Genomic DNA, 23,732 nt, shown 5'->3' with positions numbered 1-23,732 from the left:
TAATAGAAAGGTCGAGGTGGAAAAGATGGCTAAAGAAGTTGATTTGAAAACAATCATCTCCAACTTGGCGAAGTTGGGTGTTTCGGCTACGATGACGAAATCCCGTCTGGAAATGCTGAAAGCCCTCGCGCCACTTGCACAAGCCCCACAAATTCAATCTCAATAAAGAAAGTGATAGTATCACGACAAAAAAAGCTTCGACGGATTTTCCGTCGAAGCTTTTTTGTCTTGGTGTCTAGACTCCGGGCGCCAGCCGCTCGGGTCATAAGCAATTCAGCTATGTGGCAAAGGGCCCCACGTCGCTAGATCGACTTATGCCTGTCGCGTCTAAGCGGGCGCTTTCCGCTTTTCTTTATTCGTCATCATCCGAACTAAACATGTACGTCCTATGATGGTACTTCATACTGAATACTAATCCAATTGCGAGCATATTCCCCATTAGTGAACTACCGCCATAACTAATGAATGGCAGTGGGATGCCAGTAATTGGGAGTAGCTGAATCGTCATCCCGATGTTTTCAAAGACATGGAACGTAATCATTGCAATAATACCTGCACATATATACGTACTAAATGGATCTTTCAATTCAAGCGTAATTTTCGTCAAGTGATAAATGAGGAAAAAGTACAAGCAAATGACTAAGCTAGCGCCGATGAATCCCCAATCTTCCCCAATCGTTGTGAAGATGAAATCGGTGTGGCTTTCTGCGACGTACACTTCGCGGCCTTTATAACCTTTTCCGAAAACTTCACCCGAGCCAATCGCATTGAGTGACGTAATAAGGTGACGCCCTTCATTCGAAGAATAGGAATAAGGATCGAGCCATGAATAGATACGTTCAAACATATATGGTCTTAAACCAAGTTTATTTTGAAGGAAGTCCTGTGCATAGAGTGTCATCCACAGCAAAGTCGCTCCAATCGTCGCGGTCCCGACAAATACTGGCAAAATTATTCGCCACGTAATTCCTGCTACAACGACGAATGCTGCTGTAATCGCTATGAAGACAAGTCCAGTACCAAGATCGGTCTGCATCATGATGAAAAGCAACGGCAAGAATAGAACAGCAATTATTTTCCCGAGTAAAAAAAAGTCGGTCTTCAATGTTTTCTTAACGAACTTTTCGTGATGCGTCGTAATCATGCGCGCCATGCCGATGATGAAAAATGTCTTCATGAACTCAGCGGGTTGGATGCTTCCTACCCCAGGGAGGTGAAACCAGCTTTTTGCACCATTTCTTTTTGCCACAAGCTCCATGCTATCCGGAAGAATAATTAGCAGGGCTAAAATAAATACACCGCCGCCGTAAATAATCCAGGCAGCTTTCTTATATTGATCCGGTTCTAAAAACATCGTAATCGCGATAATGACACATCCGATGAAGTACCATTGAATTTGCGAGGGTACGAAGTTTATGGTGTATTGGCCAGTCGTCTGAGCCGAAGCAATCGCGAACAAGCTGACAAGGAAAAATAACAGCAGGATAAATGCAAGTGTCCAGTCAAAACGATCTGCCGGTTTATTAGGTATTTTCATATATAGTCACCTTGATTTCACTAAAATAGGATTACTTTCTACATTTCTTAGTATAACGGAAAGGAGTTGCGATGTTTTCTTTTTTTACTATTGTCTAATGAACTCTGCTAATCAATCTTCATCATCAGAGTCGAACAAATACGTTCGATGATGGAATTTCATACTGAAGACTAAACCGATTGCGAGCATATTACTCATTAGCGAACTCCCGCCGTAACTGATGAATGGTAGGGGGATTCCGGTAATCGGAAGTAACTGGATTGTCATGCCTATGTTTTCAAAGACATGGAACGTAATCATGGCGATAATACCTGTACAGACATACACGCTAAATGGATCTTTTAGTTCAAGTGCAACACGCGTCAAATGATAAATAAGGATGAAAAACAATGTAATCACGAGACTAGCGCCTATGAAGCCGTATTCTTCTCCGATAACACTGAATATGAAATCGGTATGATTTTCTGGAATGTATACTTCGCGACTTTGAAAACCTTTGCCGTTAATACCACCTGAGCCGATAGCTGTCATGGAGGTTAGTAGGTTATAACCCTCATCAGAAGGGTAAGAATATGGATCGAGCCACGAATAAACTCTTTTAAACTGGTAGCGGGAAAAACCGAGTGTGTCTTCCATGAAATCTTGCGCATAGAGGGCCATCCATAATAATCCCCCACCAATTGCGGCTGTTCCTGCGAAAAGTGGTAACAGAATTCTCCATGAAATTCCTGCAACGACAATGACGGCGGCCGTAATTGCCATGAATACTAAAGAAGTTCCGAGGTCAGGCTGTTTTACAATGAATGCGAGCGGTAGGAGAAGAACAACCATAATCTTTCCAAGGAGAAGAAAATCCGTATTTATTGTTCTTTCCACAAAGTTTTCATTATGAGAACTCACCATGCGTGCCATGCCTAGGATGAAAAATGTTTTTATGAATTCAGAAGGTTGAATTGTTCCGATAGCCGGAAGATGAAGCCATCTTTTTGCGCCAAGTCGCATTTCAGCAATTTGTCCATCTCCTCCTGGGGCGAAAAAGAGGAAGACGAGAAGAAAAACTCCGAGTCCGTATAAGTACCATGCCATCTGTTTATATTGTTCAGGTTCCAGATACATAGCCATAGCAATGATGAATGCGCCTACGATATACCATCTAATTTGCAATGGTACGAAGTTTATTGAATACTGCCCAGATGTTTGAGCGGAAGCAATTGTAAATATGCTTATAATGCAAAATAGCAATAAAATAAAGGCTAGTGTCCAGTCGAAACGATCTGCAGGCTTGTTTGTTTGTTTCATATTATCACCTGTATTTCCATCTAATCTAGCATTCTTAAGTATAGCTCATCGGAGTAGAGTATGCATTTCCTCATATTGGACGTAAAGGCAACCGCGAAGTTGCCTCTTGAAAGATGGGCATGCTAAACTTGTGGGGAATTTAAGGTCTATTTTAACTGTGTGAATATGAGAGGAGATTTTCGTTGTGGCATGGATTTATTTACTGATCGCAGGCATGACTGAAATCATTTGGGCAATTGGATTAAAAGAAGCGCAGGGCTTTACAGTCTTTCTCCCTTCAATAGTAACGCTGGTTTTCATCATAGTTAGCTTTTTCCTGTTCGCGAAAGCAATGGAGAAAATACCCATTGGTACTGCATATGCCATTTTTACAGGAATCGGTGCGGCTGGAACAGCAATTGTCGGTATTATCCTATTCAATGAAGGAGCAGGTATTGGTAAACTGTTTTTTCTAGTGCTTCTACTTGTTGGCATCGTCGGACTTAAACTTGCTGATGGACAGGGGGAGACTAAATAGTGTCTTGGATAATCTTAATTATTGCGGGGCTATTCGAAGTGGCGTTCGTTATTATGATGAAATTATCGGAAGGATTCCGAAATAAAAAATATACAGTATTGACTGTTCTAACAGCAGCACTCAGTTTCTTTTTATTATCAGTTGCTATAAAAGATTTACCCGTTGGAACAGGGTATGCCGTTTGGGCGGGAATAGGTGCAGCAGGTAGTGTTCTGATTGGCATGGTTTTTTTTCGTGAAAAGCGAAGTGCGCTAAAGTTCCTGTTTTTATCCTTCATCATTGCAGGTGTTACGGGACTTAAGTTGTTTGGTTGAATATCTTACATAAAATCATCATGAATGTGAGCTGTTCATGGTAAACTGAAGGAATGAAACTAATAGATTGTGAGGGGAAAATATGAAGAAAAAACTAGGATTGGTCTACGGTGGAAAATCAGCTGAGCATGAGGTGTCGCTGTCGACTGCACGTGCAGTGACACAAGCGGTGGACTTTGATAAATACGAAGTAGTTCCAATTTATATAACGTACGACGGTGAGTGGAGAAAAGGAGAATCACTTAAAAGCTCTGCGAAAACGATTGAAGAGCTTCGCCTTGAGGGGAATAGCTCCAGTCAACCAGATAGTATACATGCTTTCTTGAATGGAGGAACGGGCGCTCCAGACGTCATTTTTCCACTTTTGCACGGAACAAATGGTGAAGATGGAACGGTTCAAGGGTTCTTTGAGGTGATGAATGTCCCTTACGTCGGTAATGGTGTACTGGCATCGTCAGCGGGAATGGACAAAGTCGTCATGAAGCAGTTATTCGCGCAAGTAGGATTGAAACAAGTGCCTTATGTACACTTTATCCGTACTGGATGGGTCAAAGAACAGCAACAGTTAGTCGACAAAATGGAAACAGAGCTCGGCTGGCCGATGTTCGTAAAACCTGCGAATCTTGGTTCCAGTGTGGGTATAAGCATGGCAACGGACCGCAAAGGTTTAATCGAAGCTGTGGATATTGCCCTGAAATTCGACCGGAAAATCATCGTCGAACAAGGCGTAACTGCACGTGAAATCGAAATGGGCGTCATGGGTAACGACGAACCGCTATGCTCAGTGTCGGGGGAGATTAAACCTGTTGCGGCATTTTACGATTATGAAGCGAAATATACAGATGGCAACACAACACTGGCCATTCCTGCACAAGTAACTGAGGAAGTTAAAAAGACGATGGAAGAAATGGCTGTCCTTGCCTTTAAAGTGCTTGACTGTTCGGGACTCGTCCGTGCAGACTTTTTTGTCACTGCGGACGACGAAGTCTTGATTAATGAAGTGAATACAATGCCAGGTTTTACACCGACAAGCATGTTCCCACTACTATGGCAGAAAACAGGTGTAACTTATCCTGAATTAATCAACGGGCTGATCGAACTAGCACTGGAACGACATGCAGAAAAGCAAACATTACAATATACGATGGATTGAGTGTGATTTGAAGTGAAACGGAAGTTAACCGAAATCGCTGATTGGATACAGGCGGCTGGCCAAAATTTAGAAGACATATTCGCAACGGGTGTGTCCATTGATTCGCGAACTGCATCGGCGGGGGACCTATTTATCCCTTTTCGTGGGGAACAAGTAAATGGTCACAATTATGTGGAACAAGCGATTAAACAGGGTGCGGTCGCATCTTTATGGATGAAAGATGAACCGGATCCACCTGCAAATGTGCCGCTAATTTTTGTCGAGAATCCCGAGTTGGCGCTCCAGGAAATGGCACGCGTTTATCGGGGGATGCTTCAATGTAAAGTCGTCGGCATTACAGGCTCGAATGGCAAAACATCAACAAAGGATTTAATTGCAAGTGTATTGTCTCCGTATTTCAACGTCCGAAAAACGGAAGGGAACTATAATAATGAACTTGGTTTACCTTTGACGATATTGTCGCTTGAGGAAGATACCGAGTTTGCAATCTTGGAAATGGGTATGAGTGGGTTCGGGGAAATTTCCTTTTTATCGAAACTGGCGAAACCACATTTTGCTGTGATTACAAATATCGGAGAAGCGCATATGCAGGATCTTGGATCGCGTGCAGGAATCGCCAAAGCGAAATTCGAAATTATCGATGGATTGCAAGAAGGTGGCAAGCTATTTTACGACGGCGACGAACCGCTTCTACAAGGTCTTGTTGATCAGCTTACTGCAGTTCAAGCTGTTTCGTTTGGCTATGAAAAAGAAACGATGTTGTCACTCGAAAAGATTGAATCTGGCGATGAAGGAAGTCGTTTTACAGTCACTGGCTTACTAGACGGAGAATTCACAATCCCTGTATACGGCGCACATCAAGTTAAAAATGCGCTGGCTGCAATTCTTATTGCAAATGAAGCAGCTATCAGTGTCGATGACATCCGCGGCTCACTTCGCCAAGCGTCCTTAACGGATATGCGTATGCAGCCGGTTAGTGTCGATAATGGTGCATTGTTCATTAATGACGCATACAACGCAGCACCGACATCAATGCGTGCAGCACTTGCTTTCATGGAGGATACTGAATTACGTAAAGAAAAATGGGTTGTACTTGCTGATATGTTAGAACTGGGTGAAGAAGAGCAGGTTTATCATGAAAATCTAGCCGATGAACTGGTTGCGATGAAGCTAGAAGGCATTCTACTCTATGGTCCGCGTATGAAATGGTTACATGATAAATTGCAAAACGGTGGCATGGAAACGCGACTATTATGGTCAGAAAAGAATTATACTCCTATTGTGAACGCACTTCGGGAATATACTGGCGTAGATTCAATTGTTCTGTTAAAAGGTTCACGCGGAATGGCACTTGAACATATTCTAGAAGATCTGATGGGTAAAGGAGCCGGGAAATGAAAACGGGCGTGCTATTCATACATGGCTTTACAGGCGGTCCATTTGAAGTAAGGCCGCTTGTGAATTTCTTGAAAATGAAAACGAACTGGCAGTTAGCTATACCGACATTGACCGGCCATGGCATCACGCTGAATCTTGAAAAAGGATCCGCCGCTTCCTGGTTGATGGAAGCGGAACTTGCACTTAAAAGACTGCAAAAAGAAGTCGACCGCGTAATCGTGGTCGGCTTTTCGATGGGCGGACTGATTGCGATGTATCTTGGACTGAGGTATAAAATCGACAAACTTGTCTTGTTAAGCGCTGCGGCAAGATATATAAGTCCGCGCATCCTTTTGAAAGAGATGAGAATCATGTTGGCAAAACCGCTTATGAAAAAATATCCACCAAATACATTTTATCATTTGTATGAATACAAACTTGCACACACACCGTTGCGTGCAGTCTTCGAATTTTTACGCATTGTGAGCATCGTCAAACCTTATTATGGTTTGATTAAAACACCTGTATGTATCGTTCAAGGTGAGAAAGATGGAATTGTCCCGTTTACTACCGCTGAGCACTTGTTAAAAAAACTTGGCTCCGAAAAAAAGGAATTCATAAAATCACCTGTTGGGAAGCATCATATCTGTTACAGCGATGACTGTGACAATTGGTTCAATGAAGTGCTTCGGTTCATGCGGGAAGATTGACCATGGGTGAGTGAAAAATTGGATTATTGATGATGTCTAGCTCCAGCGGCCATACGCTCGGGTCATAAGCAGACCCAGCTATGTGGCAAAGAACGCCACTTCGCTGGTTCCGCTTATGCCGGGCCTACAGGATGTAGGTCAGGCAGCCATTGCCGCAGGAAGCGGCGTACTTTGGTTGCGTTCCATTGCGGGCCGCTTCCGCTTTTCGGTGATGTCTAGCTCCAGCGGCCCGCTTCCGCTTTTCGGTGAGTAAACTGATTATTACTACTTAAGCGGATTGATTGCGAAGTGCTTTTTCCCATGGTATACTGTGATGAACATTGGATACATTTACGTAGCACTCTTCAAGAAGTGAAGGGTACTTTTTTTTGAATATAACGGTTTGCTCATATAAGTTGGACGAATTGTCCATTGATCGAACCGCTCGGCAAAGACCGGGCTTTCCTTTTCAACCATAACCTCTACTTATACTATAGAGAATGCAAAATATCGGAAACGTTCCCTTTTAACAGGCTCGAATTTGCCGTGCCTTCATTTGCAAATGTAACCAATTGTCAAATGAAAAAACAAAGGAGATTGATAAGTTTGACTAATTTTTCGGATTTAAATATCAGTGAATCAACACAACGCGCACTAGCTAAAATGGGGTTTGAAGAAGCAACACCAATCCAAGAAGGTACTGTCCGTTTTGGTATGGAAGGTCGCGACGTTATCGGCCAGGCACAAACTGGTACTGGTAAAACAGCTGCATTTGGTATTCCAATCATTGAAAAGGTTGATATCAGAAACACTGCAGTACAGGCACTTGTAATTGCTCCAACACGCGAATTGGCTATTCAGGTTTCTGAAGAAATCTACAGAATTGGTGCTGACAAACGTGTACGCATTCTTTCTGTTTACGGTGGACAAGAAATTGGACGTCAGATCCGTGCATTGCGCAATAACCCACAAATCATCGTTGGTACGCCAGGACGTATTCTTGACCATATCAAACGTAAAACATTGAAATTAGACGGAGTACAAACACTTGTACTTGACGAAGCAGATGAAATGTTGAACATGGGCTTCATCGAAGACATCAACACAATTCTTGCGAGTGTACCGGCTGAGCGCCAAACACTTCTATTCTCGGCTACTATGCCTGGACCAATCCGCAAAATTGCAGAAACGTTCATGAAAAACCCGGAAATGGTTAAAATCAAGTCTAAAGAAATGACTGTTGAAAATATCGAACAGTTCTTCGTTAAATCACAAGAACGCGAAAAGTTTGATATCCTTTCACGTCTTCTAAATGTTCAACAACCTGAACTTGCAATCATCTTTGGTCGTACAAAACGTCGCGTTGACGAACTATCTCAGGCACTAGGTATCCGCGGATACATTGCTGAAGGAATTCACGGCGACTTGACTCAAGCGAAACGGATGTCTGTCCTTAAGCAATTCAAAGAAGGTAAAGTTGATATCCTTGTTGCAACTGACGTTGCGGCACGTGGACTCGATATTTCAGGCGTAACACACGTTTACAACTTCGATATTCCACAAGATCCTGAAAGCTATGTTCACCGTATTGGTCGTACAGGACGCGCAGGGAAAAGTGGAGTAGCAATTACATTCGTAACACCACGTGAAATGGGTTACCTTCGTATTGTAGAAGAAACAACTAAAAAACAAATGACTCCATTGAACCCACCATCTTCTGACGAAGCAATTCTTGGTCAGCAACGTGTGGCTGTGGAACAACTTACTGAAATTGTTACTAAAAATGAATTGAGTGATTATACACATCTTGCAGCTGATTTGCTTGAGAAATTCGAAGCTAAAGATCTAGTTGCAGCAGCACTTCGTTCATTAACTCGCGAACCGAATGATACACCTGTATCAATTTCGGAAGAGCGTCCATTACCATCACGCGGAAATTCTCGCGGCGGCGGCGGTGGTTATAAAGGTAACCGTAGCGGCGGACGTCCATCAAGCGGTGGCGGCGGACGTGGTTATGGCGGCGGAGCTCGTCGTAGTGGCGGAAGTGGCGGCAACGCACCAAGCGGTAGCCGTGACGGAGCTAGAAGAGACAGCAGCAGTCGTTCACGTACTACTAAATCAGATCGTTAATAATGAACCTTTAAAAGATCCGGATAGCGCAATTAGCGCTTACCCGGATCTTTTTTTGTATACAATAAAGTTCGAAGGGGAATGTGAGGACTAGGCAACACAAAGTCCGAAGTATGCAACGAAATCCCCGAACTAAACAACACAAAGCCGAAACTAAACAACATCCACACGACAAAGCAACATTTCGTCTGAACTAGACAACATACAGCTCCAGGTATGCAACGCAATCTCCGAACTAAACAACGCTACGCGAAAACTAAACAACACTCCCTCAACCCTCTTAGCAACAATCCATCAAAATGAAACATTTCGCGCTCTTAATCGTATAGAATAAGTAGAGAGGAAGAGGTGTTCATATGAGAGAACAACCGGTGAATCGTATATCGGAAAAAGGATTAAAGGTATGGAGATTATACGGCATTATGGAAACAGGATTCCTTTTACTGGTAGCAATTGCCGCGGGGGTATTGGCTTATATATTTGAAGGTCCATTGTGGATATATGCGGTGGCTGCGGTTGTCGTAATCCTATTCGCGTACTTTTTCATTTATTTATTTCCCAAAGTTAAATGGATGCGATGGCGCTATGAAGTGCGTGAATCAGAAATTGAGCTGCAACATGGTATTTTTATCGTCAAACGGACGTTGATTCCAATGGTGCGTGTTCAGCACGTAGACACCGCGCAAGGACCGATTTTACGAAAATATAACTTGGCGGAAATCACGATTTCCACGGCGGCGACGAATCATACAATACCTGCTCTTGTGATGGAAGAGGCGGATGAACTTCGGAGCAGGATATCAGCGCTTGCAAGGGTGGCGGAAGAAGATGTCTGAGACACGCTATAAATTACACTGGATTACAGCCATTATTGAAGTATTGAAGACAGCGAAAGATGCGATATTACCGATTATTGTCCTCGTGTTTGCGAATGGACTTAATGATGTGGGATCTGGGAAATGGTATTTGGATTACTTATCCTTCATCATTTTCGGAGTCCTCATTATCGCTTTTTTCATCACAGGTATTATTAAATGGAAACGTTTTGAATACTGGTTTGAAGATAATGAACTTCGAATCGAATATGGGTTATTTGTGAAAAAGAAACGCTATATTCCGTTTGACCGAATTCAAAGCCTCGATTATACGGAAGGGATTTTGCACCGACCTTTCAAACTTGTCAAAGTGAAAGTGGAGACAGCAGGTAGCTCCTCTTCGAAAAAGTCGGAGGCAGAATTGACCGCGATTACGAAAGATGCGGCAAGTAGAATTGAGATGGAAATAGCGCAGGCGAAAAGTGGTAAGAAGGAAACTTTGCTGGAAAATGGAGAACTGCCAGAAATAATTCAAGCAGTGGAAGAACCGCAAAGGAAATCAGTTTTTACAATGTCATCGAAAGGTCTGCTTATCCTAGCGACTACATCAGGTGGGATTGGGATTATTCTTTCGGGCGTGGGGATCTTCTTATCGCAGTTTGCGGAGATGATACCGTTTCAATGGATGTATGAAGAGATTTCAGGCTTCATCAAGTTCGGTCTTCTTATCGTTGCAATTGCTGTGTTTTTAGGATTCGTTTTTGTGTGGGGGATATCGGTTGCCATGACATTCCTGGCATATTACGGTTTTACTGTTTCACTTGAAAAAGAAGACATCGTTATTACGCGCGGTCTACTTGAGAAAAAACGGATGACAGTGCCGCTGAACAGGGTTCAAAGTGTACGTATTATTGAGAATCCTTTTAGGCAACTATTTGGCTACGCTGCTGTCGCAATTGATAGTGCAGGGGGAGGAGGGGCGGAAGGAGCGAAAATCAATTTATTTCCTTTGGTAAAAAAAGCGGATATCTATGGACCATTGAAAGAGATATTCCCGGATCTTATACTTGATGAACCGACGGAAAAACTCCCAGCACGCGGCAAGCGCTTTTTCTATCGTAGCGATTTCCTATGGATGATTCCTGCGATCGGCGCATTGACATACTTTTTCTTTCCATACGGGTTGTTGTCGCTCCTCATCGTACCGGTCATTGTCCTATTCGGATTATGGCAACATCGATCGGCTGCTTACGGGATATCGGGTAATCAGCTGACGATGCGATTCAGGAACCTTAGCCTTCAGACCGCTTTCTTGATGAAAAAAAGAATTCAATCGATGGAAATGAAACAAAACTACTTCCACAAACGAAAAAGTGTAGCCACATTAGCCACTAACATCAAATCTGGTATGAGTACTTTTAGTGCACAAGTACATCATATGGAAGAGTCAGAAGCCGAGAAGCTGCTTTCATGGTATGAGAAGAATTCGAAGGATGCTTGATTCGCTTTCAATAGGTAAAAGAGCAGGGATAACCCTGCTCTTTTACCTAAAGATAAGTTTTTCACCTGGAGCTGTGTCTTGACTCCAGCGCTTTTCTTTATCTTTTTTTACTTTTCCAACTGACAATCCGTTTGGGATGAAAATAGCTAAGTCCTATTAAAAATCCGACGATTAACCCCGCGATATGGGCTGTTGTGTTAATGCCGGGCTGGATATAGGTCATAATAATGCTGATTACAATAATTGGTACGATAATCTGTCTTAGCTGCGGTAAGATATGCTTCGTATAATAGACAAGTGCTCCAAATGCTCCGAGAATCCCAAAAACTGCACCACTTGCGCCGAGACTTTGATAGTTAGGGGCTTGTAGGAAAAATGTGGCAATATTAGCGAAAATGCCTGATAGCATATATATTGTCAGGAAGCGTGCCTTACCTGCGATTTTCTCAAGTTCAGGTCCGAAGATGAAAAGAGAGAACATATTAAACAGTAGATGCATGATACCACCGTGAAGGAACATCGGTGTTAGAAGTCTCCACCATTCCCCGTCGGAGATAAGGAAGTTGACGCCGACGCCGGCGTATAATACTTGTGTCCCGATAACCGGGATAATCGTCACGAGATAAATAAGGATATTCAAAGCAAGGAAAAACGTCACCACCGGATAGAGGCGGATGTATTGCGAGAAGCTTTCTGTACGGCTAAACATGTATTCACCTCAATCTATGACTTCATTATACATATTTTATCGTCTAGGCTCCAGTGCTTGATCAAGGTGTCGACGATTTTTTTGCAAACTTTGGAAGGAGGAATTATTTTGATTGCAGGAATTGGGCTTGATATCGTCGAATTGGATAGAATCGCCAAGTTGGATGCTAGGTCTCCGAAATTCCGTATGCGCATTTTAACTATGGAAGAGCTGGAAATTTACGAATCGCACACGACTAATCGGCGAATAGAATTCCTTGCGGGTCGTTTTGCTGGGAAAGAAGCGTTTGCTAAAGCGAAAGGAACAGGAATTGGCACGCAGTGTAGTTTCTTGGATATCAGCATATTGCCAGAACTGAGTGGCAAACCGACTGTGTTTTTCAAAGGAGATTCAATCGCTGGTTTCATATCTATAACTCATACGCGAACTGTAGCAGCAGCTCAAGTTATCCTTCTTGCATAATTGTTCGTCCTTCCTCATAAGATGACCTACCCGATTGAAATGAGAAAGGATGAACTGTATGCGTAGCCGAATAGTTGCTCTTTTGTTAGTTGTAGTCATGGTAGTCCTTGCGGCATGTGGATCGCCGTCGAAAGAGGATGTCATGAAGAAACTCAGTGGAAAGTGGAATGAAGCGAAGGGGTATGATTTGCAAGCGACCATGGAAATTAAGACTGGAGCCGAGCCGCGTTCATATGAGGTCGCTGTTTGGCATACGAAGCCGTCTTTCTATCGCGTTAATGTAACGCAGGCAGGAAGTAAGGATTCCCAGATGATTGTACGTAATAAAGAAGGTGTTTTTGTTGTTACCCCATCACTCGGTAAGACCTACAAGTTCCAAAGTGACTGGCCTTCTCAAAATAGCCAGGCGTATTTAATAGGTGCATTGTCGGAAGATATTAAAGCAGATAAAAATGCGACAATGACGGAAAAAGAGAAAACCTACGTCTTTGAAACGGCCACGAGAAATAACCATAAGAAGGTTCTGCCAACCCAGCAGATCCATATTGACAAAAAGACATTGCTACCAACGTATGTCTCCGTACTGGATGAAAACAAGGTGGAAAAGATTCGCATTACGTTCAATAAGATTACACTTGGCGTCGAACGAAAAGCTGGCGATTACAAAGTAGATATGGATGAGACGAATACAGGTAAAGAAACTGAACCAGCCGTGGATGATGAAGCAACAGGACTCTCAACATATTATCCATCAGTAGCTTGGGCAGATGGCACTCTTGTTGATGAAGAAATCGTGAAAATGGATAGCGGTACACGATCATTTATGACTTTTGGAGGAGAGAAAGAGTTCATTATTGTTCAAGAGCCTGCAGTTAGAGCGGAAAATAAAATGCCAGTCTCCATTGAAGGTGATCCTGTCGATCTTGGATTTACTGTTGCAGCCCTTACGGAAAATTCGATTCGTTGGGAAAGTGCAGGCGTTTCATTCTTCATCGCATCCGATAATTTGACGCAAGATGAACTGATTGAAGTAGCAGGATCGATGCAAGTGGAGGGGATGAAATAATATAACTAAGGTTGACGAAGAAAGGGCAAGGGATGGATAATGGAGAGTACTACAGTACAAATGAGGGATTGTTATGGAAGACTCTATTCATTATCGTCCAACACAAGCCATCGTCGATCTAGCTGCGATTCGGGCCAATGTTCGGAATTTGAAAGAGTATTTGGGAAGTGAAACCGCAGTAATTGCAGTTGTGAAAGCAGACGGTTACGGCCACGGTGAAGTTGAAGTGGCTCAAGCTGCTTTTGAAGCTGGTGCAGAAATGGTCTCGGTGGCAACACCTGACGAGGCGATACGACTCCGAATGGCTGGTATTAGTGGGGACATTCTTGTCATGGGACCGTCACCGCTTGTGTTTGCTGAAAAAGCAGCCGAATTGGGGATTATACTAACCGTTTCGAGTGCTGAGTGGTTGCAATCGGCATTAGACGTTAGCGAAAAATTCATGCAACAATTGAAGATTCATGTAAAGATTGACAGTGGAATGGGTAGAATCGGATTGAGAGATGAGGGGGCGCTTCGGTCCCTTATGTCGGTCGTAAATAGTTCTAAACAAGTGCTACTGGACGGTATCTTCACACACTTCGCTTGTGCTGATGAAGAAAACACTGAAAACACAGAAGAACAATTTATTAAGTTCATGAGGTTAGTGCAGACGCTGTCGGAAAAACCACGACTTGTTCACGCATCGAATAGCGCGGCGTCCCTCCTCTATCCCGAATATGCGCTTGATGCAGTCCGTTTCGGAATCGGACTTTATGGCATCGCGCCTTCGGAATATATAGGAGGGAAATTGCCGTTTCGTCTTGAAAGATCATTGCGAATCGAAAGCGAACTTGCTTATGTAAAGTTGTTGGAGGTGGGCAATCGAATCAGTTATGGCGGTACCTATGTAACTTCGAGTGCAGAATGGATCGGCACAATCCCGATTGGTTATGCAGATGGTTTGAGACGTGGTCTGCGCGGACAGGAAGTACTCATTGATGGAGAACGAATGCCTATTATTGGAACCATCTGCATGGATCAATGCATGGTGAAGCTTCCGCGAGAACTGGCGGTTGGCGAAAAAGTTGTTCTAATAGGTCGTCAAGATAAAGAAGAAGTTACGATGGAGGAGTGGGCGGAGCGACTCGGCACGATTCCATATGAAATTGCTGTTTCCATTGCGAAGCGAGTACCGAGAATATACACAGGGAAAGATGGACAGAATATATAATATTCGCACATTCGACAAAAAAACCTAGCAGCTTTGCAGAATCCTGTCAATAAAATTCCTTTCGTGTCTTCTCATTGTCGGTATACAATGGTAAGATGGACTTGTATTGAAATGAGGGAACGGTTTTGTCGGAGGTGCTAACGTTGCGTGCAAATAAAAACTTTAAAGAAGTTATTGTTAAAATTCCGAAACGGATGCTGAATGAAAATGAACATACGGTCGTTCATCAGGAACTGGACCGTGGTGATTTCGTTTATATTTCGACAAAGCGATATGTAACTGACTATGAATCGGATACGATCAGGGAAGAGATGATGAACGGTTATCTCGAAATGTCGCAAATCAACCTTAGAATCGCCACGGAATGCTTGCATGTGGAATTTGAAGCCCAGCATACGGTAGAACGTCTCGTAAGCGGAGGATGAAAAGTTGGCAATAAAACGTGGAGACGTCTTTTTTGCAGATCTGTCGCCTGTTGTTGGTTCTGAACAGGGAGGTACGAGACCGGTCCTTGTCATCCAAAATGATATTGGAAATCGGTTTAGTCCGACGGTAATTATTGCGGCAATCACTGCGCAAATTCAAAAAGCGAAATTGCCTACACATGTTGAAATTGATGCGGTACGATACGGCTTCGAGCGGGATTCGGTTATTCTGCTCGAGCAGGTCCGCACAATCGACAAGTCGAGGCTTACAGATAAGATTACGCATCTAGATGAATTTTTGATGGAACAGGTCGATGAAGCGCTCGAAGTAAGTTTCGGCCTCATCAAATTCTGAGCATACATATAAGAAAAAACACCATGGATTCGTTTCTGTGGTGTTCTTTTCATTGCAATCACTTTTCCGTTACCTAAGTAATATGACAAAAAGAGTGTATTGCATCACTCTTTTCGTTACAATGAAGATACGTAAATTTGGAATTCACAAGGAGGCTTATTGGAACAATTATGAGTATTCAACTGGTGGAAGGCGTAAATGAAAATATTAATGAGATTATTGAACGATGGCAATTACTAATGAAGGATGAAAAGGGAGAGAAGTTTTTTCATTTCATGCCTGAACAACTTGTAGAAAAGACGAGCAGTGAGTTTGCGGCGTTGATGACATCGAATATTTATGAACAAGACATTGTCAATACTGAGAAGTTGAAGGAATTTACTGTGAAGGTTGTCCGATTTGGTTGGTCTATTAAATTTGTAAATAAAGCGATTGATAACTTTTCGAAAATTGTTTTCGAATTATTGGAGGAAAAAGGGGTTATTGAACAAAGTAATTTACGGTTTTATATGACACTTTTCGATAATTGGATTTTGCCTTTGCGCGAAAGTATCATAGAAGCCTATTCTGTTGAATGGGATCGGACCGTCAGTTTACAGAAAATCGCCTTGCAGGAACTGTCGGCTTCATTGATACCGGTTTTCGAAAAGATATCAGTAATGCCGCTTGTCGGTACGATCGATACCGAGCGGGCAAAATTAATTATGGAAAACTTACTGGAAGGTGTAGTCAAGCAGCGCGCCGAAGTGGTACTTCTTGATATTACCGGTGTACCAGTCGTGGATACAATGGTCGCCCATCATATCATTCAGGCGGCGGATGCAGTCCGTCTTGTCGGAGCAAAATGTATGCTGGTTGGAATTCGGCCGGAAATTGCCCAAACCATCGTTACGCTTGGTATTAACTTGAATGATTTCACAACAACTAGCACGTTGCAGCGCGGAATGCAGGAGGCACTTGGACTGACGAACCGGACAATAGTGGAGGTTGAACAATCATGAATATGAGAATTCCAATTTTGAAATTAAATGACACATTAATTGTTTCTGTTCAATGGGAACTTGACGATCAGACGGCCCTCCAGTTTCAAGAGGATTTATTGAGGAAAATGCATGAAACGACGGCAAGGGGTGTTGTTATTGATTTGACACCAATTGATTTCATCGATTCTTTTATTGCGAAAGTGTTGGGAGATGTTATCAGTATGTCTGGTTTAATGGGGGCGAAAGTCGTCATTACAGGGATTCAGCCTGCCGTTGCAATTACGCTTATCGAACTTGGGATTCGTTTGGAGAACGTTTTGACGGCACTCGATCTCGAAAACGGATTGGACAAACTGCGTAAAGAATTGGAGGCCTAACAATGGAGTACTGGTCTTCTGTAGACATATACACGGAGTGGGACATTGTTGCTGCCCGCCAGTTGGGCCGGAATGAAGCGAAGAAGTCCGGCTTCGGTACGGTCGATCAGGCACGTATCACAACGGCAATTAGTGAATTAGCACGTAATATCTATTTATACGCTGGAAAAGGTAAGATAGAAATAAAGCGGTTGTCTGAAAATGACCTGTACGGTATTACAATTATAGCTTCAGATAATGGCCCAGGAATTTCGGACATGCGTAAAGTGATGGAAGACGGATTCTCGACTTCTGGAGGACTTGGTGCAGGTATGCCGGGCGTGAGAAGGCTTATGGATGAATTTAAAGTGGACACGGAGCCTGGAGTAGGAACAACGATTACAACTACAAAATGGCTCCGATGAGGAGATGATGATGAATGCCTCTGGAAGTTGGGAAGCAGTATAAAGAAATATTGAAGCAATATGTTGATGGACAAAATGAAGAAGATCTTTATGTTGGACAACAGTTTAGCAGGCAATTTATAGAAAAGGATATATCGCCCGAAGACGTTATCAGTATCCATAAATCAGCACTCACTGAAGTCTTGCCGGATATGCCGGAAAAGCTATGGCATTCGTTTGACTTTTTGATTGAAATGATGATTCATTACGGGCTTGCTCTTAGGGAGCATCAGAGTCTCATTCAAAAACAAGAAGAAATTCAGATTGAAATGAATGTAGCGGCAAAAGTACAAGATACGCTTCTGAAAACGAAGAAGCCAGATTTTAAAGAGCTTGATATTGGATTCGTAACAGAGCCGGCTAAGCAGATGAGCGGCGACTATATTTATTTCCTGAATGATAATAGTTACGAAGCGGGTGTGGCTGTAGCTGATGTTATCGGAAAAGGGATTCCGGCGGCACTTTGCATGTCAATGATCAAGTTTGGAATGGACGGTTTGCAGAACGAAAATACAAGTCCGAGGAATGTCCTTGATATTGTTAACAGAATCGTAGAAAAAAGTGTTGATGATTCGATGTTCATTTCTATGTTTTATGGAAAGTATGATGCAAGGGACTCTAGTTTTTCATATGCTACCGCGGGGCATGAACCTGCCCTCCTATATAAGGCGGCGACGGGGGAATTTACGGAACTTCATGCAAAAGGACTTCTCCTTGGTGTTCATCCAAATGTCGTTTATGAAGAGAAATCAGTCCTTCTAGAAGAAGGCGACTTTATCGTGATGATGACGGATGGCGTTACCGAAGTGCGAACGGATACTGGTTTTATAGATGATCAAGTGATCAAATTGATCTTAGCGGAAGTGAAAGACGAATCTGCACAAAAAATTGCTGATACAGTATACCAAAGGCTAGCGTATCTTCAAAACTTTCATTTACGCGATGATTTTACGATTGTTATTTTCAAAAAAGAGAACGATAAGGTTTAAGATTTTATCAGTAGGGTATATGTATCTCTACTATGCTATTTTAAAAAAAGAAATTCGGGGTGTAATTATGAATTTGCAAGTCGACTTAGTGGAAGAAAATAGTGTTCAACGATTTAAAATTGTTGGAGAAATAGATGCGTTCACAGCTCCAAAATTAAAAGAGTGTCTTGCATCGGCAGAGAATGTGGAAAACATGCAAGCTGAATTAGACTTATCTGAAGTTGGATATATGGACAGTACTGGACTTGGTATTTTTGTCGGGTTCTATAAAGCTGTCAAGGCTAATGGAGGGCATGTGAAGATAGTTGGTGTAAACACTCGTTTAAAAAGATTATTCGAAATAACGGGTTTAGCTGAAGTTATGGATATCGTAATGGAAGAAAGTAGGGACAGAGATGCAACCGTATGATTATATTGAAATCAAGGTTCCCGCAAAAGCGCAATATGTTGGAGTTGCTCGACTCGCGATTTCAGGACTGGCAAGCCGACTTGGTTTTACTTATGATGAAATTGAAGATTTAAAGATTGCCTCGAGTGAAGCGATTACTAATGCTGTTCAGCATGCATATAAAGAGGATGATGAAGGAGAAGTTGTAGTTGGTTGTGCTCTTTTTGTGGACAAATTAGAAATTATGGTTGCGGATCATGGGAAAAGTTTTGATTTTGAGGAAACAAAGAAACGCGTAGGACCATACAATGAACAGGAAGAAGTTCAATTTCTTCGTGAAGGCGGACTAGGCCTCTATTTAATGGAGACACTGATGGATGATGTAAAAGTGCTTCATGAGGAGGGTGTGACAGTCTTTATGACTAAATATCTCGGTGGAGAGCGGGGGGATGAGGATGTCGATGTCGAAAGAACCATCTCCTCTTGAATCTAAAACGGAAGAACAATCCCTTTCTCAAGCAGGAGGAAGCGAACCATCTCTCCGTGGAAGTGGAACGAAGCTAGAAGTCCTTGAATGGATTAAACGTTATCAAGAAACCAATGATGATGAGGCGCAGACAAATTTGGTTCTACACTATGAACGTCTCATTCAATCAATCGCCCGAAAGTACTCCAACGGTAAGTCCTTTCATGAAGATATTGCCCAGGTCGGCATGCTAGGACTTCTTGGAGCGATACGTAGGTATAATCCAGAATATGGAAGAAGCTTTGAAGCGTTTGCGGTGCCAACGGTCATCGGTGAAATTAAGCGTTTTCTCCGCGATAAGACATGGGCAATACATGTTCCACGCCGTATAAAAGAACTGGGACCAAAAATCAAGGCAGCTGTCGAAACGTTAACAATAGAAATGCAACGTTCTCCTCTTGTTAGTGAAATTGCGGAATACCTTGATGTAGAAGAAGAAGTGGTCCTCGAAGCGATGGAGATGGGGAGAAGTTATCAAGCACTCTCAATGGATCATACTCTCGATGCTGATTCTGAAGGGGGCACGATAACACTATTCGATATTATTGGTGAGAATGATGGTGGCTTTGAGAAAACAGATCAACGTATGGTTGTTGCGAATGCTCTAAATGTATTATCGGAACGTGAAAAACAAATCATCCAGTATACATATATTGAACAACTGAGCCAAAAAGAAACGGGAGAACGACTCGGTATTTCTCAAATGCATGTTTCAAGATTACAACGCAAAGCGATTAAGAAGTTACAGGAAGCAATATTGTCGGCTGGTGGTGCGTTATAGTGGATTCGATAATAACTGAGCATGTTGAAGCGTATGTTTATCAGGAAGCGAAGTTTGGAAATCGAGAATGTGGTGACTCTTATTTTATCCATGCGGAGGAAGGCTATTTCATCTGCGCAATTGCGGATGGATTAGGTAATGGACCGATTGCACGCCAATCTTCTCAAATTCTTCCTAAAGTGTTGAAAGAATATCATCATGAGTCCATAGACGAATTACTTAGCCGCTGTAATGAACATATGGTGCAAAAGCGTGGTGCGGCAGTAGCTATCGTCAAAGTCGATTACAAGCAAAAAACAATTCAGTATAGTTGTGTTGGCAATGTCCGTTTTTATATGCTTCATGATTGCGATAAGATGATTTATCCTTTGCCGGTAATGGGCTATCTTTCAGGGAGACCGCAAAAGTTAAAAACGCAACAATACAACTATGAAAAGGGAGACCTATTTTTCCTCCATTCAGATGGCGTCATACTTAGAAGCCCGAAAGCTTCATTAAAGGAAAGTTCGGGACCTTGTGAGCTATATCAAAAAGTGCTGGCTTCAATTGAACACGGTGACGATGCAACATTTATAGCTGGAAGCCTACTTCTGTGAGTTGGAGGTGGGCTTTTTTATTGCAGGAAATTATAAAGTCTTGGATTGCGGATAGAATGCAATAAGGAGATTTCCATCTAGATTCAAATCCATATCGGTTAGAACGGGCGCTTACGCTTTGTTTTCAGGTAAGAAAGTGTACGATTTTTTGACTTAGAATAGTGTCTAGCTCCAGGCGCCAGCCGCTTGGAGGCCCACAGGATGTGGGTCACCTAGCCATTGCCGCAGGACGCGGGGTTCCTTAAAAGCAATCCAGCTATGTGGCAAAGAGCGCCACGTCGCTGGCTCGACTTATGCCTGTCGCGTCTAGAAGGCGCCTTGCGCTTTTCTTATGTTAAAATGAATCTATAGAAGGAAGGGTGGTTTTATTGATGAAGCATATTGTTGAGGCTACAGCTGGGAAAGCGGCCGTCAGTATACATCAAGCTGAAAAGGTAATCGCATTACTTGACCAAGGAAATACTGTCCCATTTATCGCGCGGTATCGAAAAGAAGAAACTGGTTCGTTGGACGAAGTGCAAATTAAAGCGATTGAAGATGCTTATAGTTATGTGAAAGGTCTTGAACAGCGCAAAGAAGAAGTGATTCGTCTTATCGATGAACAAGGTAAACTGGATGACGATTTGAGGAAATCAATTGAAAGCGCTACCGTTTTGCAAAGAATTGAGGACTTGTACAGACCTTTCAAACAAAAAAGACGGACACGTGCCATGATTGCAATTGAAAGTGGTCTTGAACCACTGGCGAAAAAACTGATGGAGTTTTCGGGGAATTCACCGGAAGATCTTGCTTTGCCTTTCTTAAATGAAGAAATTGGCGTAAATACGCTTGAAGACGCATTGGCTGGAGCTCGGGACATTGTAGCTGAACAATTTGCGGATGATGCCGCAATACGGGAAAACATACGAAAGTTAGCGTGGTCAGATGGGATGATTGTTTCTGCAGTCCGCAAGGGGGCAGAGGACAAGCGTGACGTTTTCGAAAATTACTATGAGTATGAAGAGCCTTTGAAAAAGATCGTTCCACACCGTGTTCTTGCATTAAACCGCGGTGAAAAAGAAGATGTGTTACGTGTCGGTATTTCTTTCCCGAGTGAACGAATTATCGGAGGACTTGAGCGTGAGTTGATTCGTAAATCACATTCGCCTTCTGCACCACATGTAAAAGAAGCGATTGAAGATGCATTTAAACGATTGATTGCTCCATCGATTGAGCGGGAAATTAGGGCGGCGCTTACTGAAAAGGCCGAAGAGCAAGCAATCCATGTGTTTTCGGAAAACTTGAAAAGTCTTCTCCTACAACCTCCATTGAAAGGGAAAGTGGTATTAGGTCTTGATCCGGCCTTCCGGACAGGGTGTAAACTTGCCATAGTTGATGAAACAGGGAAATTACTTGAAATATCCGTAATTTATCCGCATCAACCCAAAATGGAAAAGGAAAAATCGAAGCGTGCTATTTTGGAGTTACTGAAAAAGTATCCGATCACAATCATTGCAATAGGTAACGGAACAGCTTCGCGTGAATCGGAATTGTTCATAGTTGAATGTATAAAAGAAGCACAAGCAGGTGTTTCGTATGTCATTGTAAATGAAGCGGGTGCCAGTGTTTATTCAGCTTCGGCCCAAGCTCGGGATGAGTTCCCTGATCTTCAAGTTGAACAGCGAAGTGCGGTTTCGATAGCAAGGCGTTTACAGGATCCGTTATCTGAGCTTGTGAAAATTGATCCAGGCTCGGTTGGAGTTGGACAATACCAACATGACGTAGCTAAAAAACGTCTTTCCGAATCATTATCATTCGTAGTTGAAACAGCTGTGAACCGGGTAGGAGTAGATGTTAACACTGCATCATCCTCGCTACTTCAATATGTGGCAGGGCTGTCCAAAACCGTCGCGGAAAACATTGTGAAATCGCGGGAAGAGAATGGATTGTTTACGAAGCGCAATCAATTGAAGAAAGTACCCCGCCTCGGAGCGAAGACTTATGAACAAGCGATTGGTTTCTTACGGGTACCTGATGCAAAAGATCCGTTTGATTCGACGGGGATTCACCCCGAAAGTTATCAATTGGCGGAACAAATACTAGAAGAAGCGAATGCAAGCAAGAAGTTGCTCGGTAAGAAAGAAACTGGGGATGCATTGTCTGCTCTTGACATCAAAGCTTTAGCGATTAAGTTAGATGTTGGGGAAGTGACATTGAAAGATATTATCGAAACACTTCAAAGACCAAATCGGGACCCGCGCGATGATTATCCGCAACCACTATTAAAAGCAGATGTACTCGACATGAAGGATCTATATGAAGGTCTTGAAATGCAAGGAACCGTTCGAAATGTTGTGGACTTCGGTGCCTTTGTGGATATCGGTGTAAAGGAAGACGGTCTCGTTCATATCTCGAAATTGAAAAAAGGATATGTAAAACATCCACTAGATGTCGTTTCTTCAGGAGATATAGTAACTGTGTGGGTGGAAGGTGTAGATAAAGGAAAAGGACGTATATCGCTGACAATGTTACCGCCGTCTGCAAAGTGACGACTAAAAGGAGGGATGGCTATGACGGATGAAGAATTGAAGGAGCTTATTGAAAGTATTTCTTTAAAAGCATTCGGAAAGTCATTCATTCATATTGCTCGGTTTAATAGTAGACTAAGAACAACAGGTGGTCGCTATATACTTTCAAATCATTCCATCGAAATCAATCCGTTGGTTTTGGAATTGTATGGAACTGAAGAGTTGGTTGGTGTAATCAAACATGAACTCTGTCATTACCATCTTCATATAGAAGGAAGAGGTTACCGTCATCGTGATGCAGATTTTAGAGAGTTGCTAAAGCGCACTTCTTCCCCGAGGTTTTGCCGACCACTTACTGAGAAGAATAAGAAGACCTATTCTATCTATGTATATGAGTGTACATCATGTAAGCTACTTTATAACCGAAGAAGAAGGATGGACGTTAGAAAATATAGATGTGGGAAATGTGCAGGGCAAATTGTAGTAGTACAAGCTGTAAAATGATTGTTGAGGACACGGTGAGGACCTGCAAACCGCACTCTAATCGTGTTCTCAATAATACTTAAAATTAATTGATGAA

At 42.6% G+C, this 23,732-nt stretch carries 27 protein-coding genes; 24 read left to right on the top strand and 3 right to left on the bottom strand.

The annotated features are described in order from the left end of the window. The first annotated feature begins 25 nt into the window (after positions 1-25). Positions 26-166 carry an Lmo0850 family protein gene (locus tag MKZ26_RS12305; protein WP_186672238.1) on the top strand — a complete coding sequence of 47 codons (141 nt, stop codon included), beginning with the start codon at positions 26-28 and terminating at the stop codon, positions 164-166. 186 nt (positions 167-352) lie between these two features. On the opposite strand, the gene MKZ26_RS12300 is transcribed toward MKZ26_RS12305, so the two are convergent. Next, complete coding sequence (locus tag MKZ26_RS12300; protein ID WP_067205272.1) at positions 353-1,537, bottom strand: FtsW/RodA/SpoVE family cell cycle protein; 1,185 nt, start codon at positions 1,535-1,537, stop codon at positions 353-355. A 111-nt stretch (positions 1,538-1,648) separates the two neighbouring features. Further along, on the bottom strand, positions 1,649-2,836 hold the full coding sequence (locus MKZ26_RS12295) for an FtsW/RodA/SpoVE family cell cycle protein (RefSeq protein ID WP_340766366.1): 1,188 nt from the start codon (positions 2,834-2,836) through the stop codon (positions 1,649-1,651). A gap of 184 nt (positions 2,837-3,020) precedes the next feature. On the opposite strand from MKZ26_RS12295, the gene MKZ26_RS12290 reads away from it, so the two are divergent. The 8 genes from MKZ26_RS12290 (at position 3,021) to MKZ26_RS12255 (ending at position 11,332) form a co-directional block, all read left to right on the top strand. Next, positions 3,021-3,353, top strand: a complete 333-nt coding sequence (locus MKZ26_RS12290) for a DMT family transporter (RefSeq protein WP_340766365.1) — start codon at positions 3,021-3,023, stop codon at positions 3,351-3,353. After that, complete coding sequence (locus MKZ26_RS12285) at positions 3,353-3,667, top strand: DMT family transporter (RefSeq protein WP_067205281.1); 315 nt, start codon at positions 3,353-3,355, stop codon at positions 3,665-3,667. Before MKZ26_RS12290 ends, MKZ26_RS12285 begins: the two co-directional genes overlap by 1 nt. Before the next feature lie 82 nt (positions 3,668-3,749). After that, positions 3,750-4,820, top strand: a complete 1,071-nt coding sequence (locus MKZ26_RS12280) for a D-alanine--D-alanine ligase (protein WP_340766364.1) — start codon at positions 3,750-3,752, stop codon at positions 4,818-4,820. 12 nt (positions 4,821-4,832) lie between these two features. Beyond that, complete coding sequence (locus MKZ26_RS12275) at positions 4,833-6,218, top strand: UDP-N-acetylmuramoyl-tripeptide--D-alanyl-D-alanine ligase (RefSeq protein WP_340766363.1); 1,386 nt, start codon at positions 4,833-4,835, stop codon at positions 6,216-6,218. Continuing rightward, on the top strand, positions 6,215-6,907 hold the full coding sequence (locus MKZ26_RS12270; RefSeq protein WP_067205289.1) for an alpha/beta hydrolase: 693 nt from the start codon (positions 6,215-6,217) through the stop codon (positions 6,905-6,907). Before MKZ26_RS12275 ends, MKZ26_RS12270 begins: the two co-directional genes overlap by 4 nt. Positions 6,908-7,492: 585 nt before the next feature. Then, positions 7,493-9,016: a DEAD/DEAH box helicase gene (locus tag MKZ26_RS12265; protein WP_304627121.1), complete on the top strand. Its 1,524-nt coding sequence runs from the start codon at positions 7,493-7,495 to the stop codon at positions 9,014-9,016. A gap of 356 nt (positions 9,017-9,372) precedes the next feature. Further along, positions 9,373-9,852, top strand: a complete 480-nt coding sequence (locus MKZ26_RS12260) for a PH domain-containing protein (RefSeq protein ID WP_340766362.1) — start codon at positions 9,373-9,375, stop codon at positions 9,850-9,852. Further along, complete coding sequence (locus MKZ26_RS12255; RefSeq protein ID WP_340766361.1) at positions 9,845-11,332, top strand: PH domain-containing protein; 1,488 nt, start codon at positions 9,845-9,847, stop codon at positions 11,330-11,332. Before MKZ26_RS12260 ends, MKZ26_RS12255 begins: the two co-directional genes overlap by 8 nt. Positions 11,333-11,429: 97 nt before the next feature. Here the strand turns inward: MKZ26_RS12255 and MKZ26_RS12250 are convergent, their stop codons facing one another. Beyond that, entirely contained in the window at positions 11,430-12,041 is a 612-nt protein-coding gene (locus tag MKZ26_RS12250) for a rhomboid family intramembrane serine protease (protein ID WP_340766360.1), read from the bottom strand. Positions 12,042-12,149: 108 nt separating this feature from the next. Between MKZ26_RS12250 and acpS the strand changes: the two genes are divergently transcribed. The 15 genes from acpS to MKZ26_RS12175 all read left to right on the top strand — a co-directional run bounded on the left by acpS (position 12,150) and on the right by MKZ26_RS12175 (position 23,656). Beyond that, a complete protein-coding gene (acpS, locus tag MKZ26_RS12245; RefSeq protein ID WP_340766359.1) occupies positions 12,150-12,503 on the top strand; it encodes a holo-ACP synthase in 354 nt (117 codons plus the stop codon). 58 nt (positions 12,504-12,561) lie between these two features. Continuing rightward, positions 12,562-13,569, top strand: coding sequence for a LolA family protein (locus MKZ26_RS12240; RefSeq protein WP_340766358.1), 1,008 nt, complete (start codon positions 12,562-12,564; stop codon positions 13,567-13,569). Positions 13,570-13,642: 73 nt separating this feature from the next. Beyond that, positions 13,643-14,782 carry an alanine racemase gene (gene alr / locus MKZ26_RS12235; RefSeq protein WP_340766357.1) on the top strand — a complete coding sequence of 380 codons (1,140 nt, stop codon included), beginning with the start codon at positions 13,643-13,645 and terminating at the stop codon, positions 14,780-14,782. Between the two features lie 134 nt (positions 14,783-14,916). Continuing rightward, positions 14,917-15,207, top strand: a complete 291-nt coding sequence (locus MKZ26_RS12230) for a transcriptional regulator (protein ID WP_231885814.1) — start codon at positions 14,917-14,919, stop codon at positions 15,205-15,207. Between the two features lie 4 nt (positions 15,208-15,211). Next, positions 15,212-15,562 carry a type II toxin-antitoxin system PemK/MazF family toxin gene (locus MKZ26_RS12225; protein ID WP_067205315.1) on the top strand — a complete coding sequence of 117 codons (351 nt, stop codon included), beginning with the start codon at positions 15,212-15,214 and terminating at the stop codon, positions 15,560-15,562. 170 nt (positions 15,563-15,732) lie between these two features. Further along, positions 15,733-16,563: an STAS domain-containing protein gene (locus MKZ26_RS12220; protein ID WP_340767650.1), complete on the top strand. Its 831-nt coding sequence runs from the start codon at positions 15,733-15,735 to the stop codon at positions 16,561-16,563. Further along, on the top strand, positions 16,560-16,922 hold the full coding sequence (locus tag MKZ26_RS12215) for an STAS domain-containing protein (protein WP_067205320.1): 363 nt from the start codon (positions 16,560-16,562) through the stop codon (positions 16,920-16,922). Before MKZ26_RS12220 ends, MKZ26_RS12215 begins: the two co-directional genes overlap by 4 nt. A gap of 2 nt (positions 16,923-16,924) precedes the next feature. Next, complete coding sequence (locus tag MKZ26_RS12210) at positions 16,925-17,326, top strand: anti-sigma regulatory factor (protein ID WP_338653740.1); 402 nt, start codon at positions 16,925-16,927, stop codon at positions 17,324-17,326. Between the two features lie 14 nt (positions 17,327-17,340). After that, positions 17,341-18,354, top strand: a complete 1,014-nt coding sequence (locus MKZ26_RS12205) for a PP2C family protein-serine/threonine phosphatase (RefSeq protein ID WP_340766356.1) — start codon at positions 17,341-17,343, stop codon at positions 18,352-18,354. Between the two features lie 67 nt (positions 18,355-18,421). Beyond that, a complete protein-coding gene (locus MKZ26_RS12200) occupies positions 18,422-18,763 on the top strand; it encodes an STAS domain-containing protein (protein WP_067213812.1) in 342 nt (113 codons plus the stop codon). Continuing rightward, entirely contained in the window at positions 18,750-19,229 is a 480-nt protein-coding gene (gene rsbW, locus MKZ26_RS12195; RefSeq protein WP_067205326.1) for an anti-sigma B factor RsbW, read from the top strand. The genes MKZ26_RS12200 and rsbW overlap by 14 nt, the downstream gene beginning before the upstream one ends. Continuing rightward, the gene (gene sigB, locus MKZ26_RS12190) at positions 19,204-20,049 is read left to right on the top strand and encodes an RNA polymerase sigma factor SigB (RefSeq protein ID WP_340741350.1); all 846 of its coding nucleotides are present in this window, start codon (positions 19,204-19,206) and stop codon (positions 20,047-20,049) included. Before rsbW ends, sigB begins: the two co-directional genes overlap by 26 nt. Next, complete coding sequence (locus MKZ26_RS12185) at positions 20,049-20,645, top strand: PP2C family serine/threonine-protein phosphatase (RefSeq protein WP_338653733.1); 597 nt, start codon at positions 20,049-20,051, stop codon at positions 20,643-20,645. The genes sigB and MKZ26_RS12185 overlap by 1 nt, the downstream gene beginning before the upstream one ends. Positions 20,646-21,016: 371 nt before the next feature. Next, on the top strand, positions 21,017-23,173 hold the full coding sequence (locus tag MKZ26_RS12180; RefSeq protein WP_340766355.1) for a Tex family protein: 2,157 nt from the start codon (positions 21,017-21,019) through the stop codon (positions 23,171-23,173). A 21-nt stretch (positions 23,174-23,194) separates the two neighbouring features. After that, positions 23,195-23,656 carry a SprT family protein gene (locus tag MKZ26_RS12175; protein WP_340766354.1) on the top strand — a complete coding sequence of 154 codons (462 nt, stop codon included), beginning with the start codon at positions 23,195-23,197 and terminating at the stop codon, positions 23,654-23,656. The last annotated feature ends 76 nt before the right edge of the window (positions 23,657-23,732 follow it).

Source organism: Sporosarcina sp. FSL K6-6792, assembly GCF_038004885.1.
In the GTDB taxonomy this organism is placed as follows: Bacteria; Bacillota; Bacilli; order Bacillales_A; family Planococcaceae; genus Sporosarcina; species Sporosarcina psychrophila.
Note: the sequence above shows the minus strand (reverse complement) of the source record. Positions and strands in the feature narration are given on the sequence as shown.

Bases quoted from the DNA above. Each gene is read 5' to 3' on its own strand.
- MKZ26_RS12210 (WP_338653740.1), top strand. From the start codon at position 16,925: ATGGAGTACTGGTCTTCTGTAGACATATACACGGAGTGGGACATTGTT.
- MKZ26_RS12295 (WP_340766366.1), bottom strand. From the start codon at position 2,836: ATGAAACAAACAAACAAGCCTGCAGATCGTTTCGACTGGACACTAGCC.
- MKZ26_RS12240 (WP_340766358.1), top strand. From the start codon at position 12,562: ATGCGTAGCCGAATAGTTGCTCTTTTGTTAGTTGTAGTCATGGTAGTC.
- MKZ26_RS12180 (WP_340766355.1), top strand. From the start codon at position 21,017: ATGAAGCATATTGTTGAGGCTACAGCTGGGAAAGCGGCCGTCAGTATA.
- MKZ26_RS12255 (WP_340766361.1), top strand. From the start codon at position 9,845: ATGTCTGAGACACGCTATAAATTACACTGGATTACAGCCATTATTGAA.
- MKZ26_RS12175 (WP_340766354.1), top strand. From the start codon at position 23,195: ATGACGGATGAAGAATTGAAGGAGCTTATTGAAAGTATTTCTTTAAAA.
- MKZ26_RS12205 (WP_340766356.1), top strand. From the start codon at position 17,341: ATGCCTCTGGAAGTTGGGAAGCAGTATAAAGAAATATTGAAGCAATAT.
- rsbW (WP_067205326.1), top strand. From the start codon at position 18,750: ATGCAACCGTATGATTATATTGAAATCAAGGTTCCCGCAAAAGCGCAA.
- MKZ26_RS12270 (WP_067205289.1), top strand. From the start codon at position 6,215: ATGAAAACGGGCGTGCTATTCATACATGGCTTTACAGGCGGTCCATTT.
- MKZ26_RS12200 (WP_067213812.1), top strand. From the start codon at position 18,422: ATGAATTTGCAAGTCGACTTAGTGGAAGAAAATAGTGTTCAACGATTT.
- MKZ26_RS12300 (WP_067205272.1), bottom strand. From the start codon at position 1,537: ATGAAAATACCTAATAAACCGGCAGATCGTTTTGACTGGACACTTGCA.
- sigB (WP_340741350.1), top strand. From the start codon at position 19,204: ATGTCGAAAGAACCATCTCCTCTTGAATCTAAAACGGAAGAACAATCC.
- MKZ26_RS12305 (WP_186672238.1), top strand. From the start codon at position 26: ATGGCTAAAGAAGTTGATTTGAAAACAATCATCTCCAACTTGGCGAAG.
- MKZ26_RS12280 (WP_340766364.1), top strand. From the start codon at position 3,750: ATGAAGAAAAAACTAGGATTGGTCTACGGTGGAAAATCAGCTGAGCAT.
- MKZ26_RS12215 (WP_067205320.1), top strand. From the start codon at position 16,560: ATGAATATGAGAATTCCAATTTTGAAATTAAATGACACATTAATTGTT.
- alr (WP_340766357.1), top strand. From the start codon at position 13,643: ATGGAAGACTCTATTCATTATCGTCCAACACAAGCCATCGTCGATCTA.
- MKZ26_RS12220 (WP_340767650.1), top strand. From the start codon at position 15,733: ATGAGTATTCAACTGGTGGAAGGCGTAAATGAAAATATTAATGAGATT.
- MKZ26_RS12260 (WP_340766362.1), top strand. From the start codon at position 9,373: ATGAGAGAACAACCGGTGAATCGTATATCGGAAAAAGGATTAAAGGTA.
- MKZ26_RS12250 (WP_340766360.1), bottom strand. From the start codon at position 12,041: ATGTTTAGCCGTACAGAAAGCTTCTCGCAATACATCCGCCTCTATCCG.